Origin of the sequence: Paenibacillus sp. M2, from assembly GCF_046713495.1 — a bacterium.
Classification (GTDB): domain Bacteria; phylum Bacillota; class Bacilli; order Paenibacillales; family Paenibacillaceae; genus Paenibacillus; species Paenibacillus amylolyticus_B.
Genome location: NZ_CP169648.1, coordinates 6,954,696 through 6,973,199 on the forward strand (window position 1 = coordinate 6,954,696; position 18,504 = coordinate 6,973,199).

Sequence of the window (18,504 nt, forward strand, 5' to 3'; positions counted from 1 at the left end):
TTATAGATAGCTAGATTGTAGACGCTACGTATATGGTATTACCTTGCCTTAACCCAGCACGACACGATCATCCGCCATTTTTTTGCCGCTAATCCGCTCGAATTCACCAAGCAACTCAGGGACAGTCAACGTACGCTTGCGCTCTTCGCTGACATCCAGAATAATTCGGCCTTTGTCCATCATGATCAGACGGTTACCCAGACGAATGGCCTGCTCCATATTGTGCGTCACCATCAATGTAGTCAGTCTCATCTCACGCACAAGTGTCTCCGTTAGTTCCGTTATCAGTTCAGCACGTGAAGGGTCAAGTGCAGCCGTATGCTCATCCAGCAGTAGAATCTGCGGTTGGGTAAAGGTCGCCATCAATAGACTAAGTGCCTGCCGCTCCCCACCTGACAAGAGACCGACTTTCGCGTTAGGCCGCTTTTCCAGTCCGATTCCCAGCTTCTCCAATTGCGTGTTAAAAATCTCACGTCTGGCACGGGTAACTCCGAAGCCCAGTCCGCGTCCTTTGCCACGTTTGTATGCCATTGCCATATTTTCTTCAATGGACATATGTGGTGCTGTTCCTGCCATTGGGTCCTGAAACACCCGGCCAATCCAGCTGCTACGCTTATGCTCCGGCAGGTTTTTAATGGAGCGGTCATTGATTAGTACATCGCCCATATCCGGCTTCATCACACCCGAAATGATGTTCATCAGCGTGGATTTCCCGGCCCCGTTACTGCCAATCACCGTCACAAAATCTCCCGGATTCATCGTCAGATTCACGCCAACCAGCGCGGTCTTCTCGTCCGTTGTGCCTGGGTTGAACAGCTTGGTTACTTGCGTAATCTCCAGCATGCTCACATACCTCCCTTCGCCTGATGACCCCCGGATCGCATCAACTCTTCCGTTCGTTTGCGAGCCAGACTACGCTGCTTCATGGAGCGCTGCATCGTTGGGAATACAAGAGCAATAATGACAATCACCGCGGTGATCAACTTCAGATCAGATGTATCAAACCATTCGACCTGTAGGGCAAGGGCGACCACAATTCGATAAATGATTGAACCAACGATCGCTGCAAGTGTAGCCCAGAATACCGTTCTTGCTCCAAGAATGGCCTCACCGATAATCACTGAAGCCAGTCCGATGACGATCATACCAATACCCATCGTGATGTCTGCAAAGCCTGATTGCTGTGCAATGAATGCACCAGACAAGGCAACCAATCCATTGGATAAGCTGACCCCTACAATCGTAGTCACATCCGTATTTGCACCAAAGCTGCGAATCATGCGTTTGTTATCACCTGTCGCGCGGAGTGCCAGTCCAACATCTGTTTTCATGAACAGATCGAGCATGATTTTAAACACCAGCACCACGATGATAATTAGTACCATGACATGCTCACCTGAGAATGGATTATCCATACCCATAATGGATTTATTCGGTGCGCCAAGAATACGCATATTAATGGAGTAGAGCGCGATCATCATCAAGATCCCGGATAACAATCCATTAATCTTGCCTTTGGTATGAAGCAGGCCCGTACAAGCTCCGGCTACCATACCGCCAGCCATTGCCGCCAGACAGGCGAGCCAAGGAGAAAAGTCATTGGAGATCATCACCGCCGCGATTGCGCCCCCTGTTGTAAAACTTCCGTCTACGGTAAGGTCAGGAAAATCGAGTATGCGAAACGTAATATATACACCAAGTGCCATCAGTGCATATAAAAGCCCCAGCTCGATCGCCCCTTCAATTGAATTCCAGCTTATACTCACACTACTTCCTCCCTGTCTATCAAAAAGAATGAGGCGAACCCGTTGCATGTTCGCCTCGCATCCATACTGCCGGATTTACACTCCGGTCAGATTATTGAATAATGTTGTTTTCCTGGTCTTTTACTTCCGCTTTCATCTCATCCGTAACCGTGATACCTTGGGCTTCAGCCGCTTTCAGGTTCAGGATCAGATCCAGTTTGTCCGGAACGGTGACTTTCATATCACCAGGTTTTGTACCATTTTTCAGAATGTCCGCGGCCATCTCACCAACCTGATATCCATGGTCATAATATTTGAAGCCAACCGTTGCAAAAGCTCCTTTTTCAACGGTATCCCGATCACTGGAGAAGAACGGAATTTTATTACTGTTCGCCGTTTGAATGATCGTATCAACCGCACTCACGACAGAGTTATCAAGCGTGATGTAGAAAGCGTCTACTTTGCCAACAAGAGAATCCGTTGCCTGTTTTACTTCAGATGTATTTGTAACCGGTGCTTTCACCAGCTTGATATTATGTGTTGCGAGCGCTTTTTCTGCATTATCTGCCATAACCACCGCATTTGGTTCACCTTCGTTAATGACCAAGCCCACCGTTTTCACATCCGGCAGATTTTTAGCGATAAAGTCAGCCAATTGTACAATAGCTTCCGGATTCGTATCGGATGCACCTGTAACATTGCCACCCGGCTTGTCCATATCGGTCACTAGTTTGGCACCCAACGGGTCCGTTACCGCTGCGAACAGCAATGGCTTGTCCTTCACTTGTTGAGCCAGCGCCAGCGCAGATGGTGTTGCGATGCCGAGTACAAGATCATTTTTGGAATCACCCGAGATTTTCTGTGCAATGGACAGGTTGTTCGTCGAATCACCTTGCGCGTTATTGTAATCGATTTTGAGGTTCTTGTTCTCTTCAATGCCCGCTTCCTTCAGGGCTGCAATGAATCCTTCACGTGTAGCATCCAGAGATGGATGTTCAACAATCTGCGAGATGGCAATCTGGTATGATTTTTCCTCGCTTCCTCCACCTGTTGTGGTCCCTGATCCTTCGGATTCCGAGCCTGTACCGCTGTTATTTCCGCAACCTGCTGCAACGATCATTGAAGCAACCATCATCAGTGACATCCAAAATTTCTTTTTCATGTGTGAGAACCCCTCTCCATCTTATAAAATGTGGTTACCCTTATCGAGATTCCATTGACACGATAGGGCGGGACAAAACAAACGCTTCAACGCATTGTTGCTTTGATCGACAAAAGCAGACAAATATAGACTTTTCTCATGCGACTGAAGTCCATGACCCGTGTTGGTGTTTTATTGTTCCCCTAATATTAAGGGGCGTCCCGGTATCCGTCAATGGTTGAACCGCTTCCAATTTACTCTCATCGTATGATTGTGATAGAAAACATTACATAAGATCAAAAAAGGCAACCCACATGTTATGCGAGTAGCCTCATATAGATAGCTTATTTTTCTTCTTGAATTGCTTTTAGCTCAGCAGAGGTTAGTCCCGTCGCTTTGACAATGGTCTCATGATCAAGACCCAAGGTGAGCATATTCAATGCAATTTTCCGCTTGCTCTCAGCTTCACCTTCTTTAATTCCTTCTTTAATCCCTTCTTTAATCCCTTCTTCGATTCCTTTTTGAATTCCTTCCTCCATGCCTTTCTTGAGACCCTCTTCTCGTGCGCCCTCAATCATGGAAGCTTCGTCCCATAGAAATTTTTGTCGGTCGATATATCGTTGACGTGCTTGCTCATCCTGGCTCAGAAACTCTAATACACTCATGGCTTTTTTCAAAGCCGGTTCCGGTTCGTGCATCATTAACGCCTCCCAGCTTGATTTAGTCATTCCTTTCAGAAATAACAGCCAACGCACCAATCCATCCTGTATTTGAATATTTTCATCATTCAGCTTTGGTATTTCCATAAAATGAATCTCTATGACATCCGTCAACGGAATATCGGTATGGTCTTCTCTTAAGCGAAATACGTTGTGGTACTGGTCATTAGCGAGCATTTTGAAATTAACAATGTTGATTGCAACACATTTTTTGAGCTGACTATATCTCTGTCCTTCAAGTAATTGTCCGGAATATTGTTTACCCCAATAGAACAAAGTCCTCTTCTCTAAATCATACTGATTAAACAACTGCATTTCAACATTAATTAGCTCACCTTGATCTCTCGGTCAGTAAAGATTCGCCTGCATTTTTGAAGGTATGATTCAGAAAAGCCAGAAGAACATCCTTATTCTCTTCACTTCCAAAGATTCGTTTGAACACATAATCGTTCTTGGGATCAAGCAACTCTGTCATTATTATTCACTCCTACGCGCAAAATGAACAGAATATATCTGCTGAAGTATCAGCAAATATAAGGATGCGAACATGCACTGGATGTTAACTCCATTATAACACGCATCACCATATGGAAATAGCGTTTATACGTAATTCATTATCAAAAAAAGAGACTATTTCGACGAATCGAAACAATCTCTTGTGTATAAACCGTTAATTCCCCGATGCTTCGCGAATCTCATACTTGCACCTTTTGCCGCCATCGGCGTAACATTCGGTACGCTCTACCTCAGCTTGAAGCAGCGAGCGAAACAGTTCCAGTTCACAGCGGCAAGCCTGCTTGTATACACTCGCGACTTGTACAATCGGGCAGTTCATTTCCGTAATGACGTAGGTTCCATCTTCTTCTCTGGACGCATCCGCCATATATCCGTTGGCATTCTGGATTCGCGCGAGCTCCTCCACCCGTCCGGCCAGATCCTGGCCCTCCATCTGGGGCAATCCGCTACGAAGCAGCTTGTCCCGGCGACTCTCGAACAATGCATCCACCACACCGCTACCGGCAGAGTCAGACAATTCTTCAAGAAGTTCCAAAGTAAGGGACGAATATGATTTTGGGAAAAAGCTGTCCCCGCGTACCGTCAGTTGGTACACCGAGGACGGACGTCCGGCCGTAGCCCGGGCCTCCCGAACCTCGATCCAGCCGTCCTGCTCCAGTGCCGTCAGATGACGACGAATGGCCATGCCGGTCAGACCCAGATCAACTGTCATTTCCCTCGCGGTCAATGTACCTTGCTGCTTCAGCATGAACAAAATCCGTTCACGCGTCGTTCGTTCCTCTTCGCGCTTCACGATCAGCACCTGCTCTCCTGCTTATGCGTGTACCGGTGCTGCCTCCCGGCAGGCATCCGAGCAAAAGCGGTTATGCGTCTCTTCGCAATCCTCACAGCTTACGTGCTGCAGGTTGCAGGTTGGACAATTAATATATCGATCATGTGTCGTTCCACAGTGATAACAGCTGGCAATGACAATATCCTCGTCTGTCCGGTTAATCGGTACAGAGATCCGCTCGTCAAACACGTAACACTTGCCATCAAACAGATGTCCTTGTACTTCCGGATCTTTACCGTACGTGACAATACCGCCGTCTAATTGAGCTACGTCCTGGAATCCTTCATTAATCATGAACCCGGTCAGCTTCTCGCAGCGAATACCACCCGTGCAATAAGTAATGATCGTTTTGTCCTTCATGTCACCGAGGTTCTCGCGAATCCACTCCGGGAACTCGCGGAACGACTCAACATCTGGACGGATGGCGCCGCGGAAGTGACCAATTTCGTATTCGTAATCATTGCGGCCATCGATAACGATGACATCATCCCGTTGCAAATGCTCATGGAACTCCTTCGGTGAGAGACGTTTGCCGCTAATTTCATTCGGATCAAGTTCGTCTTCCACGCGGAAGGTAACCAGCTCTGCTTTGTGACGAACAAAGATTTTTTTGAACGCATGCTCTTCCACATCATCAATCTTGAACACCATATCGCTGAACAGCGGGTTGGCATGCATGTCTTTCATATACTGTTCCGTCTGTTCAGGCGTTCCGGATACCGTACCGTTAATGCCTTCGGATGCGATCAGAATACGGCCTTTCACACCGAGGTCCTTGCAGTATTGCAGATGCTCTTGTGTAAACGTCTCGGGGTCTTCAATCTTCACGAACTTATAATATAAAAGCACGCGGTACGCGCTGTTACACATGTATATCACCTGTTCCTATTCCATGTTGTTATTAGCCGGATCATCCGGCAAGACGACTACGTTGCACCCTTACTGTTAAAAAGAAAATAAACAGCCGCCCGAAACATCGTCTCGAACTGCTGCCTGACATTCGACTTTTATTCCTGCATTCTAGTTTATCGGAAGCGGAATAGCTTAGTCAATATAAATGTATAGAAAGGGATGAAAGATATGGAACATATCTGTCCACAACAATCATCCTATTCCGAGATCGTAATGACTGAGGTTACAAAGTGATACGATTCGTTCTCCAATACCGCCTGCGATAACAGGATCTTGTTGCCTTCCGGGCTCCAGGCGAGAGGGTCAGAGGCGTTGTCCATATCCGCCGAGATCTGGAACTGCTCAGCCGACTCCGTGTTGGAGACAAACAGCCCTTTCTCATTATCATTCTCAGAATTGATCGTATACGCAATCTTGGAATCATCACCCGACCAGCTTGTGCCGAAAATCTGTGTGCCTCTGGCGAGTGTGGCCTTCTCATTACCTTCCAGATCGGTGAGTACGAGCGCCCGTTTGGTATCCGCCGTTCTTTTCACAATCGCAAGCCTTGTTCCATCATTAGAAGGGATGACCCATTCCACACTTTTCAGCACCTGTTTCACGTCACCCGTCTTCGCATCGTATGCATTCAACTGGCCATCTTCGCCCGTAATATAATAGATGGTGCCATTCGAAACCTTGATGCTTCGAACATTGAAATTACCCGTCTCCACCAGTACCTTTGTTGTACCGTCCACACTTGCCGAGATCAGATCACCCTTCATATTGGGGAAAACGACATGTTCATTATCCAGCCATGCGCCCTCTTGGATAAATCCATCCTCCTTGCCAGCAGGGGTTGTCTCCCCATTATGCAGGTTCAGGAAGTAGCCTTTTCCCGTATTTTCCTCCGGCTCCCGGTAGAACAGGTACTGACTATCTGGTGACACCAACGGTGCACCCAGGCTAACTTCACTTTCCTTGAGCGGCGTGTCTGTACCTTTGGTTAGATCATACATATATAAGTTATGCGGATATCTTTCCTGGCCTTCAACGTTAACGGGTTTCAGGGATTTGTTCTCCTTGTCGGATACAATCCAGTCGTCACTTAGCCATGCAATTCCGCGCATATTCGGCAATTTATCAATTTTCTCCAGCTTAAAGCTCTGGTACACGGACGTGTTGGTATTATCTTTTACTGTAATGTCGGTGCCCGTTTTCCCACCTTGTGCGTTGCCCCCCGGCTCCGTTGTTCCCCCGCATGCCGCTGTCGTTAACAGGGCAATGGCTCCGAACGTGCCCAAAGCTGCTTGTTTCCAATTCATGATGGTCCCCCCTGGTTTCTCTTGCTATAGACCAAGCATACACATCGCATACTTCCAAAGTTATTCAGACTTGTTTCGAACTTGTAAACTTGAATCAGCCAAAGGGAACATGAGCTGGAACGTCACACCTTCCCCAGCTTCTGGATCGCCCGACAGCAGGGTTATTGTACCTCCCTGTTTTTCAACAAACTGCTTCACGAGAGATAGCCCCAGTCCGGTTCCACCGGTTTTTCTGGCTCTATCTTTGTTTACGGTGTAAAAGGGTTCAAAAATCTTCTCCCGCGCCTCTGCCGGAATCGGCGTACCCGAGTTGTAGATGCGAATGATCGCTTGACGCTCCTGCATCCGTAGTTCGCTCTTCACCCGTATCACACCATCCGGAATGTTATATTTGATGGCATTATCCAGCATGTTGATGAAAATATGCATAAGACTCTCCCGGTCGCTACGGATCACCGCCGGTTCAAGATCCAGTTCCATGTTCAGCGCAAACTTCTCCGCTTTCCCACGCATCCGGCCACAGGCATCCTCCAGTAGAGCACTGACCTCTACATCTTCGGCCTGGTTCTCGAAGTCATACTTCTCCAGAGCAGATAAATGTAGTACTTTCTCCACCATCTCGTACAGCCGCTCCGTTTCTTTGCCAATGTTACTCGTGGCATCATCAAGGAGTTGCGGATCATCCTTGTACATGTCGAGTAGCTCCACATAAGCTTTGATCGATGTCAGCGGTGTCTTGAACTCATGGCTGATGTTACCGATATATTGTTTTTGCTGCTTTTCCAGCGCCTGAAGTTTCTCAATCGCTAGTTGCAGCTTCTGCTGCTCCGCATGCATGGCTGTGATATTTTGCTGAATGGATGTACTCATATAATAGATGCCCTGCCCCAGCTCACCCAACTCATCCTTGCGCTTTAAAGGAGACTCCGTAATGTAGTTCCCTTCGCGAATGGAATCTGCAGACTTTTTCAGCCGGGTAATCGCGACAGCAAACCGATTGTAGAACAGATACCCCAGAATGAAGCTCAGCGCCACAACCGCAATCCCTGCCCACATAAATAGTTGAAGGATACGGGCATAAAAATCTTGGTAACTCTGGACCGGATACTGTATCCACACGGCACCCATCTGCCCATCCGGACCGTCCAATGGTGCAGCGTAGAGCAAGGTATCCCCTTGTTCATGATAGGCAATTTTATTTTGCAGTGCATAGTTGAGCGTATCCTGAACAATCGCACTCTCCCCGGAGCTGATCGATGAACCGACTTGTTGGCCTTTCATATCATAGAGTGCTATCGGCAAGCCGGTAGAGTTGGCCAGTTCCTGTGCAAGCCTGCGCCCGTTTTGATGTAAAAAGACTTCCTGTTCAAGATGAACGGACTCGGTGTAGTAGGACTGTCGCACATTCAGATTCACCAGCCGTGTCTGCTGTGATAGAATACCTTCAATCTGTGACTGCTGATTGCGTTCAATACCGCGCAGGACCAGTGAACTAAGCACCACCACGGTCAGGATAAGCAATGCCGCCAGAAAAACACTGAACTTCAGCTTGATGCTGACTCTCATATGGCCCCGCCTGGTTCAGGTGCAGATGCTTTGTAGCCGATCCCATATACGGTCTGCAATTTTTGCTGATCCGTATCTCCGATTTTTTTGCGCAAACGCTGAATGTGAATGTCCACGGTCCGTGTGCCACCTGCATATTCCATGCCCCAGACCCGATCCAGCAGATCATCTCTTGTGTACACCCGCTCAGGATTGGACATGAGAATGGTCAGCAGATCGAACTCTTTTGGTGTCAGATCCAGCTTCTCCTCATTCACGGTCACCGTGCGGTGAGCAACATGAATACGCAGTGTGCCATTCACGATGGCCTGATTCTTCGAATCGTCAGGCGGTGGACTGCTTTTCTCAACACGGCGCATGAGTGCTTTTACCCTTGCGAGCAGTTCACGGATCTCGAATGGTTTGGTCATGTAATCATCGGCACCCATTTCCAGGCCAACGATTTTGTCCACGATATCATTTTTGACAGTCAGCAAAATAATACCGATATCCTCGCGGTCCTCCAGCCTGCGGCATACGCCGTATCCATCAAGCCTTGGCATCATCACGTCCAGAATCATGACCTGTGGGTGAAACGATGCGACCTTAACCAAGGCCTCTTCGCCGTCACTCGCAGTATCTACTTCATATCCTTCGCGCCGCAGCGCGTAAGCAATGGCACTGACGATGCTTGATTCGTCATCTACCACAAGCACTTTTTTATTCATGGGATTCATCCTCTTTATCTATGTCATGAGTTCGTTTATGGGTCTATGTTAGCAAGGTCTATGTTAAATGGCTATGGATGAGTTGCAATTTGTATGAAAGGTGCATATCCTCTCAGCTTGGACTTCGCTTTACTTTCTTTATACCCCAAAGGCAACAAAAAGAGCCAACCCGTGATTGGATCAGCCCTGGATCTATAGATTCCCAATTCATGTTACTGATTTTGAGGCAACAACTTCTTGATCACCTCAGCATTTACTCCTCAAATGACAGATTCAGCGGCTCATCCGACATCTCATACTCTGTCTCCATATGTGTCAGCGGTGTGTTCAGATCAACCTCCTCGAAGCGGAAGCTGTCAACCCACACTTTTCCTTTACCGTTCAAAATAACCCCGAACGAAATGACCGCGCTGCCCTCCGGCACATCAAGCACAATACTATACTGGTTCCATGGCTGCGTACCCGTAATCGGCCGATCATGCATGTTATCGAATTGAAGTACATCATGGACATTATTATCCACACGCATCCATAATCCGCAGAACGCGTCCACACGCTCGGTCTTCACAAATCCCGATAATTTCATCCGCTTGCCTACATACTTGTCCGCTCTGAACTGTTGCATCATCGTTGCGAATTCGTTAGGCTCCATCGGCGTAACTGCCTTCAAATATCCTGAAGCTTTCCCCTGATGCACTTCGGCAGGGTCAATGCCCATCTCATAATTTTGCGGATGACTTCCCGTTAACATCCAACCTGGAATTGTTGACGTCTGATTCATCTGTAATTCTCCTCCTCTGGTTCTTCCTTCGAATAATTTCAGATCGAACAATTTGCGAAAACGTCCTGGTGGCATGCCATATAATTTGCAAAATGCACGGGTGAAGGCTTCCTGACTTTCAAATCCACATGCCAGGGAAATGTCCAGAATGCCTGCATCTGTGGATCGTAGGGCTGTGGATGCCAGACTCATCCGGCGATTACGGATATAATCCACCACAGTCATACCCACCTCATTGCGGAAAACCCGATGATAATGATAGGGTGACAACAACGCCTGGGATGCCACTTCTTCCAGCCCGATCTCCTCATGCAGATGGGCTTCAATGTAGAACAAACTTTGCTGAATCATTGCACGGTAACGGCTCAACTGTGGTAGATCCCCCTTCCATATCCTTACTATACGTGCTACAGCATAAGGCGTTTTGATCATTTCTGCTACATATCGAGATAACCGTAATTGGAGAATTATTCTCTCATCGGAGTTGGTGTAACTAAGCGTTGGTTACAAGGGCATATATACGCCTCACAAAAACAAAAAAAGAGCCGATCCAGGGACAACATTGCCCCTTGACCGACTCTATACGAAAACTCAACAATCAGACAGCCGGTACCGGCTGTGCGCCAACCTCTTCGTCATCATGCTCCACCAGTTCATGTTTCTCCCAAGCTCTGCTCTTCCAGCGGAAGAACATAATGACCGCACGGGTCCACTCATCCGCCGCAATGGCAAGCCACACACCAGCAAGCCCCAGATGAAGCTGGAATATGAGCAGGTACCCCAGTGGCAGACTCATGCAGACCATGGAGATCAGACCCATGTATACCGGGAACTTCGCATCCCCTGCCGCACGCAGGGAACCAATGATCACAATATTGCAGGTACGCCCGGTTTCGAGCAAAAGACTGAGTAGAATCACTTGAGCCCCCAGCTTGATAATTTCCGGATTATCCGTAAAGATGCTCATCAGCGGCACACGGAAAAAAATGATGATTACATCAATGATGACTGTGGCCAGAAGCGCCCATTTTACACTGTCAAAAACACGTTTGTACGCATCATCTTTGCGTCGCGCACCCACAAGCCGACCTACAATGATCGATGTCCCCATACCAATCGCCATGCTGAACAAGTAGATATAGCTGGAGATGTTACCCGCATACTGCTTGGTTGCCATAGCTTCTGCGCCCAGATAGGTCACATACAGCGTGAACACGAGCTGGCAGGAATGATATACCATGGATTCCATCGCAGACGGAATTCCAATCCGCAGAATTTTGCCAATGAATTTCTTGGACAACTTAATGTAGTATTCGAAATCCACCCGTACCTCGCTCACACGATACAACAACCAGAAGAAGATCAGCAGGCAGATAAACCGACTCCCTACCGTAGAGATGGCTGCACCTTCCACCCCAAGCTTCGGCAGGCCGAAGTGACCAAAGATCAATGCATAGTTACCAACCACGTGAATCACGTTCATGAATACAGCGACGTACATTGTTTCTTTGGTGTAACCATGTGTACGAATCGTCGCAGCCAGGGCATTAATGAGTGCCTGGAGGAAGATCCCGCCACCGACGATATTTATATACGAACGGGCAAAATCATAAATTTCGCCTTGAATATTCAAGAGTGATAACAAATGTCCTCCGAATAGAAGAAAGATTCCGCTCAGGACCAGACCTACGATAAGGTTCAGCGTAATCGCATTACCTGTCACTTGTGCTGCTTCACTTAACTTTTTGGATCCAATATATTGTGCGACTACAATCGCAGCACCATGTCCAATGACTTCCAATACAAGGATAGCGATAGAAATAATCTGATTGGCTGCTCCAACGCCGGAGACCGCATTATCGGATACCGAGCTGAGCATGAGCGTATCCACGCTCCCCATCAACATAAATAAGAAGAGTTCCAGGAAAATAGGCCATGTCAGTCGAATCAGATTCAGATCCTTGGCATCAGAACGAAGGGACTCTTTGGTTGAGGATATTGCTGTCATTTTCTCACCTTTCCCATGTGGGCTTTAATTCTTAGGGTATGTTAGCACAGGTGGTTTGAAAATGCAGTAGTTTTGCGAAAAAAGTTGAAAGTTTTTTGTAATTCCATAAATAGGTATTTTCGGCGTTTTCATCTAGTCCCTTTTCCGTACGACTATCCAAGGTTTTAGAAGACAAAAAAGGCCCCTCCCCACTCGCTTTTAAGCAAGTGATGAAAGGACCTTCGACGCTCAACCTTTTAACCTTTAACTGAACCCGCAGCAATGCCCTCCACGATTCGATTACTCAGGATGAGAAAAGCAATCAGAATCGGCATAATGCTGATCATCAGCGTGGCACCAATGGCCCCCCAATCCGTTGTATATTGACCGATAAAGTTCTGTACCCCAACGGTCAGGGTCTTGTATGAATCCGTACTGATGAACGTATTAACAAAGATGAACTCATTCCAGTTATAGATCATGTTGATGATTGCCGTTGTGGAGATAACCGAAGCTGTCATCGGCAAGATAATCCGAAAGAAAATTCGATGCACGGAGCAGCCATCCATCACTGCGGCTTCTTCCACTTCCCGGGGAAGCGCGTAGTAGAATCCGAGTAGAATCATAATGGTAATTGGCATATTAAAGGCAATATAAGACAAGATGACTGACAAAGGATGATCTGTGAGATGAAGCTTCAGGAACAAGCTGAACAGCGGGATCAACGTGGAGTGTACAGGGATCATCAGACCCACCATGAATAGCCCCAGCACCAGCGAACGACCCTTCCAGCGCATACGTGTAATGGCAAAGGTCACCAGACTGGCAAACAGCACGGTGACCACCACCGAGACCACGGTAATCCATACACTGTTGAAGAAGTACAAGCTGATATTTCCCTCTGTCCATACCTTGACATAGTTTTCCCAACGCGGGGTAGCAGGAAGGGAAAAAGGCGCCATGTCGAATACTTCCTGATTATTTTTAAGCGAGAACAACAGCAGCCATACCAAGGGTAAAATTTGCAGCAAAGCTACCAGGGACAAGAGGAAATACAGCAGAATATATCCGAATCTCCTTAACCATGCCGAACCTCGGCTTGTCCCCGGGTAAGTTGACAATCTAACGGCCGTATCCGTCTTCACCGGGATGGACCTCCTTTCATTTCACTAGGGCGTGTCTGGAAACTCCGACGGTGGCAGATTTTGCCGAATTTTCGTTCCAAGCAAGGAAATTTTCCGCAGGCGTGCCGGGGCACGTCAAGGGAAAGTGACGCAGCAGGGGGCGAAAAGGCGGTAAAAGATGCACTTCAGCGAGTTTTCAGACACGAACTAGCGTCAGGAATACTGGATCGTATCTTTGGATGCCGTCGCTTTACGAAGCAGCCAGGTAACAAGCAGACAGATCAAGAGCAGGAAGAACCCTACAGCACTGCCGTAACCAAAGTCGAAGCTACGGAACGCCTGACGATACATATAGGAGGCCATCACTTCGCTGGAGCCATTTGGTCCGCCATCGGTCATCACGTAGATGAGATCAAAATACTTGAGTGAGCCTACGACAGCCAGTACCACAGTCACCTTGATAACTTCAGTAATTAGCGGCAACTTGATTCGAAAAGCGATCTGCCAAGGGCTTGCCCCATCAATCCGGGCTGCTTCCACCAGAGATTCCGGAATATTTTTGAGGGCCGCATAATAGATCAAAATATAGAAGCCTGCATACTGCCATAGGATCGGTACGAACAGTGCATACAGCACCAGTGATGGCTCCGCCAGCCAAGCTGGCGGATTGCTGAAGCCGATCGCTTCCAGAAAGGTGTTCAGCACACCATTGCTGGGATGATAGATCTTCAGCCATAACTGAGCGATCGCGACCGAAGACAGCAGCATCGGGATCAAATATATTTTGCGGAACAGATTGGCACCCTTAATCTTGCCTGACAGCACCAAAGCAATCATCAGATAACCGATCAGACTCAGCGCAGAGAACAAAGCAAGCAAAAAAGTATGGTTTGCACTCTGCCAAAATGTTCCGTCCTGAAGCAGTCTGGCGTAATTATCCAATCCAATAAAGGTCATTGCACCGATCCCGTCCCATTGCATCAACCCATAATACCCGGTGAGCACGATCGGGATGTATACCAAGACCAGCAGCAGAAGCAGTGCAGGAAGCACGTACAACGCAGCAACGAGACGGTTGGACATGACTTTGTCCATCACATTATCCTCCCTTCAAGCGTTCAAACGTGTGTACGTCAATTGCCTTTATCAATCGCAGCCTGATGATTCTTCACAAAGTCCTCCGGTGTAACCGCTTTGCCAAACAACGCCTGAATCATATCCAGATGTGCCTGAGCGGCTGCCGGTTTCATCTGTACGTCTGCAAAGAGCGTAAGGCTGCTGGCCTGATTCAATTCGTTCAGCAGGTCGATGTAGAGCTGTGGCAACTGTACTGCAGCCGTATCCACTTTGGTTGCCGGGATGACGCCTGCCTCAGTCACCGAACTCTCACCCCATTTTTCCACAAAGTATTGCACAAACTTCGCCGATTCTTCCTTCACTTTGGAATTCTGGGCCACGAACAGCCCTACGCCTGGACCACCTACCCAGCTGTTAATATCGCTCTTGCCATCTTCCATCGTTGGGAATTTGAAAAATCCGATCTTGTCTTTGAATTCCTGTGGGATGTCCGGGTTAGTCGTGAAGTTTGGCAGTTCCCACGTACCCATCAGATACATGGCAGCCTTTTCGTTCATGAATTCGGATTTGCCCTCATCGTTGGACAACCCGTTGAAACCTTTGTTGAAGGCATTCATGTCCACCAGCTTTTGTACCTCGGCAGCAGCTTGAGTCAGAGCAGGATCGTCAAACTTGCCGGAGCCATTGATTGCCTTTTCCAGTGCATCTCCACCTAACCGATTTGCCAGATACATATACCAGAGTGAGCCAGTCCAGCGGTCTTTATTGCCCAGTGCGATCGGAACCTCACCGTTCTCGGTCAGTGTCTTCAGCACGCTCAGGAATTCATCGTACGTTGCTGGCGGCTGCAAGTTATATTTCGCAAAAATGGCTTTGTTATAATAAATGGGGGAGATATTCAACTCGATTGGTAGCGCATATGTTTTGCCGTCTATGGCATAAGCTTCTGTTGTTCCGGCTATGAATTTCTCGCCCAACGAGTCGCTCAGCAGATCATCGACCGGTGCGAACAGGTTCCCCTTCACATAAGGCTCCAGAAAACCAGCAGCCCAAGTTACACCCACATCGGGAAGTTCATTGGATGCAGACAGGATTTTCAATTTGTTCTTATATTGTTCATTCTCCAGCACTTCCTGCTTGATGGTCACATTCGGATGATCCGTCTGGTACTGCTTGATGATATCGTTGACCAATTTATTTTGCTGTGCAGAACTTCCTGCCGGCCAGAGGTGCATGAATTTGAGGGTTACTTTCCCATCTGTGCCGTTGCTGCCCGTTTCACCCGCTTGATCCGAACTTGAACTGTTACATCCGGATAAAATTACGGCGAGAACCAGCGTCCATGACAGAAGAATGGCCATCGTCTTTTTGCTCATTATTCCAGACCCCCTTGGTTTTTTCGGTTAATGTAACCGCTTTAACCAAATTGTAGCATGGGCCTATTGCCTCTATAAGACCAGAACAATTTGGAAAAACTCCACTTTTTTGAGGTTATTTGTTATCTCATTCAGACAGGGAATGCCGATATTTGCTTGGACTTAACCCCTCAAGGCTTTTAAATACCGTGATAAAATACTTATCCGTCTGATAACCCACCTGTTCCGCAATCTCCGAGATTGGCATCGTTGTCTGCACAAGCAACTCCTTTGCCCGCTGAATGCGTTTCCGGGTGAGGTATTCACTAAAATTGATGCCGATCTGTTCCTTAAACAATACGCTGAAGTAACTGGAGTTGAGATGGAGTAAATCAGCAATTTCACGCATGGTCACATGTTCACCCAGATGAGTATCCACATAGGCCAATGCTTCACTGATCTGGCTATTGAGCCTCTGTTCCCCGCGCTCCTTAACATCCAGCAACTTGGGGTCAACCATTTCTTGCATCGTTTGAATACGTCGCTGTTTTTCGCTGAACTTTAGGGCCTTTTCGACGGTCTGCAGCAACTGTTCCTTATCAATCGGTTTCAACATATACTCCACGACACCCAGCTTAATGGCCTGCTGAGCGTATTGAAAATCGGCATGTCCCGACATAATCAGGACAACAGGTTTGTTTGCAAAATGCTGAATGGCTTCAATGAGGGACAAACCGGAAAATTCCGGCATGCGAACATCCGTTATTAACAGATCTGCCGACTTTTTCTTGAGCCATTCGACAGCCTCGACGCCACTTTCTGCAGTCTGAATGTGATTTCGTCCTGCTGACCATCCTTCCAATGTTTTGCGAATACCCTCTCTTGTACGCGGCTCATCATCAACAATAAGAATCGTTTTGTCATGAATCATATTGCACCCTCCGTTCCCATGGGAATCTCAAAGCCAATGACGGTCCCTTCCCCAACCTTACTTGTTAAGGAGAGCTTGCACCGTTCGCCAAGTTGGCTGCCAAAGTAGAGCTTCAGCCGTCGATGTACGTTGATTAGACCTACACCTGTCCCCTTCTTGGACACAGCCGGCCCGCCATGTAAAGCATGAATAACAGATTGAAGTCGTGATTCATCCATACCCGGGCCATCATCCCGGACCTCAATGCGAACCAAATTCTTGTCGGTCGAAGCATCCACATGGATGCTTATCTTTCCAGGTCCCAGTTTACTTTCAATGCCATGGAGGATCGCATTTTCCACCAAGGGCTGTATAAGCAGTTTCGGAATGGGGACCTTACGAACCGCATCGCTGAGCTCAATCTCCCATTGCATTCGATCCCCCAACCGCATCTGCATAATGCGAAGATACCGCTCTGCGTGTTCCAGCTCGTCGGCAATCGTAACCCACTCATCCTGCTGAGAGCTGGAGATAATGTAACGAAACAATCGGGACATCGCCACAACCATACGTGCCATCTCCTCGTCTCCCTTTTCCTCCAGGGACCAATAGAACGCCTCCAGTGTGTTAAATAGAAAGTGGGGGTTAATCTGAGACTGCAACGCCTTCAACTCCGCCCGGGACTGCATGACTTCCTTCTCATGAACCACACGGGTCAATTCGTTCTGTCTGTAGACCATCTGGTTATACACGTTGTTGAGTTCATTAATCTCCATCGTTGCGCTGACCATTAGATTAGGTCTCATGGCTCCCGGTTGTGCACTGCGCATGGCCCGCATCAGGCGTATAAGCGGACGTGTAATCATCGTGGAGAGAAAGAAGGACATGATCAGGAACAGAACAACACCAATGATTCCCGAAACGAGAAGCGCCGTCCTCAGGATGGATACCCCTTCCGTTGTCTCCTGCAGCGGAGTCAGCACAGCAAGTGTCCATCCCGTTAATTCAGACTTTTGCCGGACGACGATATAGGATTCCTCCCCGTTCTGCACGACGGATTCGCTGTCCAATATGGCTTTTGGATCGAGATTAATCTCCAGATCAGAAGTCACCACTTCGCCTGCACCATCCAAGAGCATGATCGAGTCCTGCGAACCATCTGTCCCATTCGAATCATTGAGTTGAAAGAAACTGCGTTGCATCCGCACCACAATATAGCCTCCATGCTCAAAGGAATGTTCCAGCAGGTTAATGCGCCGAATAGCCAGAAGCACACCCGGATCTTCAGGGTCAGCGCCTGCCCATACCAGTCTGCCTTTGCCTTCATCCGCCAGGCTGATCCAGTTGCGCTCCACTCTGAGATCGAGGGATCGGTCATCCATGGGAAAGATGCGGTTATAACCCGTAGTGTATATCTCCATACTCTGCGCGCCATTGATGAAAGACTGATAGCTGCCCGCAATCTGCAAGAGAGCTTGACGCTGATTAAAGGTGGCCGGGTTGCCTTGTTTCTCATCGCTGAGCAGACGCTGCACGTATGAATCATCCGCCACCTGAGCGGTCAGCGAATTCACTTGTGCAATGAGTGCATCCAATCTGCCACTGGCCTGGACGGCAGTTTGATGAATATGTTTCTCCGCATTGCTTTTTAGCAAAGCAGCTACCCGATCATAGGCCGATATGCCTGCGAACAACAGAACAACAAGCATCACCATAACAAAACCAATAAAGATTTGATTCCGAAGAGAGTTAAAATGTCCTTTTTTCCCGTGCAACTTCCCCATTCTCCTCTCTTTTTTGGCATGTAAAAGAACCCACCACCTTACGC

Annotated in this window: 17 protein-coding genes; all 17 read right to left on the reverse strand. The window is 47.9% G+C overall.

Going from position 1 to position 18,504, the window contains the following annotated elements:
- Positions 1 to 48: 48 nt before the first annotated feature.
- Positions 49 to 843 (reverse strand): ABC transporter ATP-binding protein, encoded by a 795-nt coding sequence (locus ACETMN_RS31605; protein ID WP_036606660.1) that lies wholly within the window; start codon positions 841 to 843, stop codon positions 49 to 51.
- A gap of 2 nt (positions 844 to 845) precedes the next feature.
- Entirely contained in the window at positions 846 to 1,706 is an 861-nt protein-coding gene (locus ACETMN_RS31610) for an ABC transporter permease (protein ID WP_051154091.1), read from the reverse strand.
- A gap of 151 nt (positions 1,707 to 1,857) precedes the next feature.
- On the reverse strand, positions 1,858 to 2,907 hold the full coding sequence (locus ACETMN_RS31615; protein ID WP_047840843.1) for an ABC transporter substrate-binding protein: 1,050 nt from the start codon (positions 2,905 to 2,907) through the stop codon (positions 1,858 to 1,860).
- A 323-nt stretch (positions 2,908 to 3,230) separates the two neighbouring features.
- Positions 3,231 to 3,920 carry an Rpn family recombination-promoting nuclease/putative transposase gene (locus ACETMN_RS31620; RefSeq protein ID WP_411735537.1) on the reverse strand — a complete coding sequence of 230 codons (690 nt, stop codon included), beginning with the start codon at positions 3,918 to 3,920 and terminating at the stop codon, positions 3,231 to 3,233.
- Positions 3,921 to 3,936: 16 nt separating this feature from the next.
- Positions 3,937 to 4,080 carry a PD-(D/E)XK nuclease family transposase gene (locus ACETMN_RS31625; protein ID WP_411735538.1) on the reverse strand — a complete coding sequence of 48 codons (144 nt, stop codon included), beginning with the start codon at positions 4,078 to 4,080 and terminating at the stop codon, positions 3,937 to 3,939.
- A 195-nt stretch (positions 4,081 to 4,275) separates the two neighbouring features.
- The gene (locus ACETMN_RS31630; RefSeq protein WP_411735539.1) at positions 4,276 to 4,923 is read right to left on the reverse strand and encodes a helix-turn-helix transcriptional regulator; all 648 of its coding nucleotides are present in this window, start codon (positions 4,921 to 4,923) and stop codon (positions 4,276 to 4,278) included.
- Between the two features lie 12 nt (positions 4,924 to 4,935).
- Positions 4,936 to 5,823 carry a rhodanese-related sulfurtransferase gene (locus ACETMN_RS31635; RefSeq protein WP_210109331.1) on the reverse strand — a complete coding sequence of 296 codons (888 nt, stop codon included), beginning with the start codon at positions 5,821 to 5,823 and terminating at the stop codon, positions 4,936 to 4,938.
- Positions 5,824 to 6,062: 239 nt separating this feature from the next.
- Positions 6,063 to 7,169 (reverse strand): hypothetical protein, encoded by a 1,107-nt coding sequence (locus tag ACETMN_RS31640; RefSeq protein WP_411735540.1) that lies wholly within the window; start codon positions 7,167 to 7,169, stop codon positions 6,063 to 6,065.
- A gap of 60 nt (positions 7,170 to 7,229) precedes the next feature.
- On the reverse strand, positions 7,230 to 8,735 hold the full coding sequence (locus ACETMN_RS31645; RefSeq protein ID WP_091012605.1) for a sensor histidine kinase: 1,506 nt from the start codon (positions 8,733 to 8,735) through the stop codon (positions 7,230 to 7,232).
- On the reverse strand, positions 8,732 to 9,442 hold the full coding sequence (locus ACETMN_RS31650) for a response regulator transcription factor (RefSeq protein WP_076216802.1): 711 nt from the start codon (positions 9,440 to 9,442) through the stop codon (positions 8,732 to 8,734). The genes ACETMN_RS31645 and ACETMN_RS31650 overlap by 4 nt, the downstream gene beginning before the upstream one ends.
- 253 nt (positions 9,443 to 9,695) lie before the next feature.
- Positions 9,696 to 10,574 carry a helix-turn-helix transcriptional regulator gene (locus tag ACETMN_RS31655; RefSeq protein WP_411735541.1) on the reverse strand — a complete coding sequence of 293 codons (879 nt, stop codon included), beginning with the start codon at positions 10,572 to 10,574 and terminating at the stop codon, positions 9,696 to 9,698.
- A gap of 247 nt (positions 10,575 to 10,821) precedes the next feature.
- On the reverse strand, positions 10,822 to 12,231 hold the full coding sequence (locus ACETMN_RS31660) for an MATE family efflux transporter (RefSeq protein WP_091012600.1): 1,410 nt from the start codon (positions 12,229 to 12,231) through the stop codon (positions 10,822 to 10,824).
- Positions 12,232 to 12,467: 236 nt separating this feature from the next.
- The gene (locus ACETMN_RS31665; RefSeq protein WP_373419796.1) at positions 12,468 to 13,355 is read right to left on the reverse strand and encodes a carbohydrate ABC transporter permease; all 888 of its coding nucleotides are present in this window, start codon (positions 13,353 to 13,355) and stop codon (positions 12,468 to 12,470) included.
- Positions 13,356 to 13,547: 192 nt separating this feature from the next.
- The gene (locus tag ACETMN_RS31670; protein WP_036606643.1) at positions 13,548 to 14,429 is read right to left on the reverse strand and encodes a carbohydrate ABC transporter permease; all 882 of its coding nucleotides are present in this window, start codon (positions 14,427 to 14,429) and stop codon (positions 13,548 to 13,550) included.
- 38 nt (positions 14,430 to 14,467) lie between these two features.
- A complete protein-coding gene (locus ACETMN_RS31675; RefSeq protein ID WP_091012598.1) occupies positions 14,468 to 15,787 on the reverse strand; it encodes an extracellular solute-binding protein in 1,320 nt (439 codons plus the stop codon).
- Between the two features lie 127 nt (positions 15,788 to 15,914).
- A complete protein-coding gene (locus tag ACETMN_RS31680; RefSeq protein WP_091012597.1) occupies positions 15,915 to 16,697 on the reverse strand; it encodes a response regulator in 783 nt (260 codons plus the stop codon).
- The gene (locus tag ACETMN_RS31685) at positions 16,694 to 18,451 is read right to left on the reverse strand and encodes a sensor histidine kinase (protein ID WP_091012595.1); all 1,758 of its coding nucleotides are present in this window, start codon (positions 18,449 to 18,451) and stop codon (positions 16,694 to 16,696) included. The genes ACETMN_RS31680 and ACETMN_RS31685 overlap by 4 nt, the downstream gene beginning before the upstream one ends.
- Positions 18,452 to 18,504 lie beyond the last annotated feature (53 nt).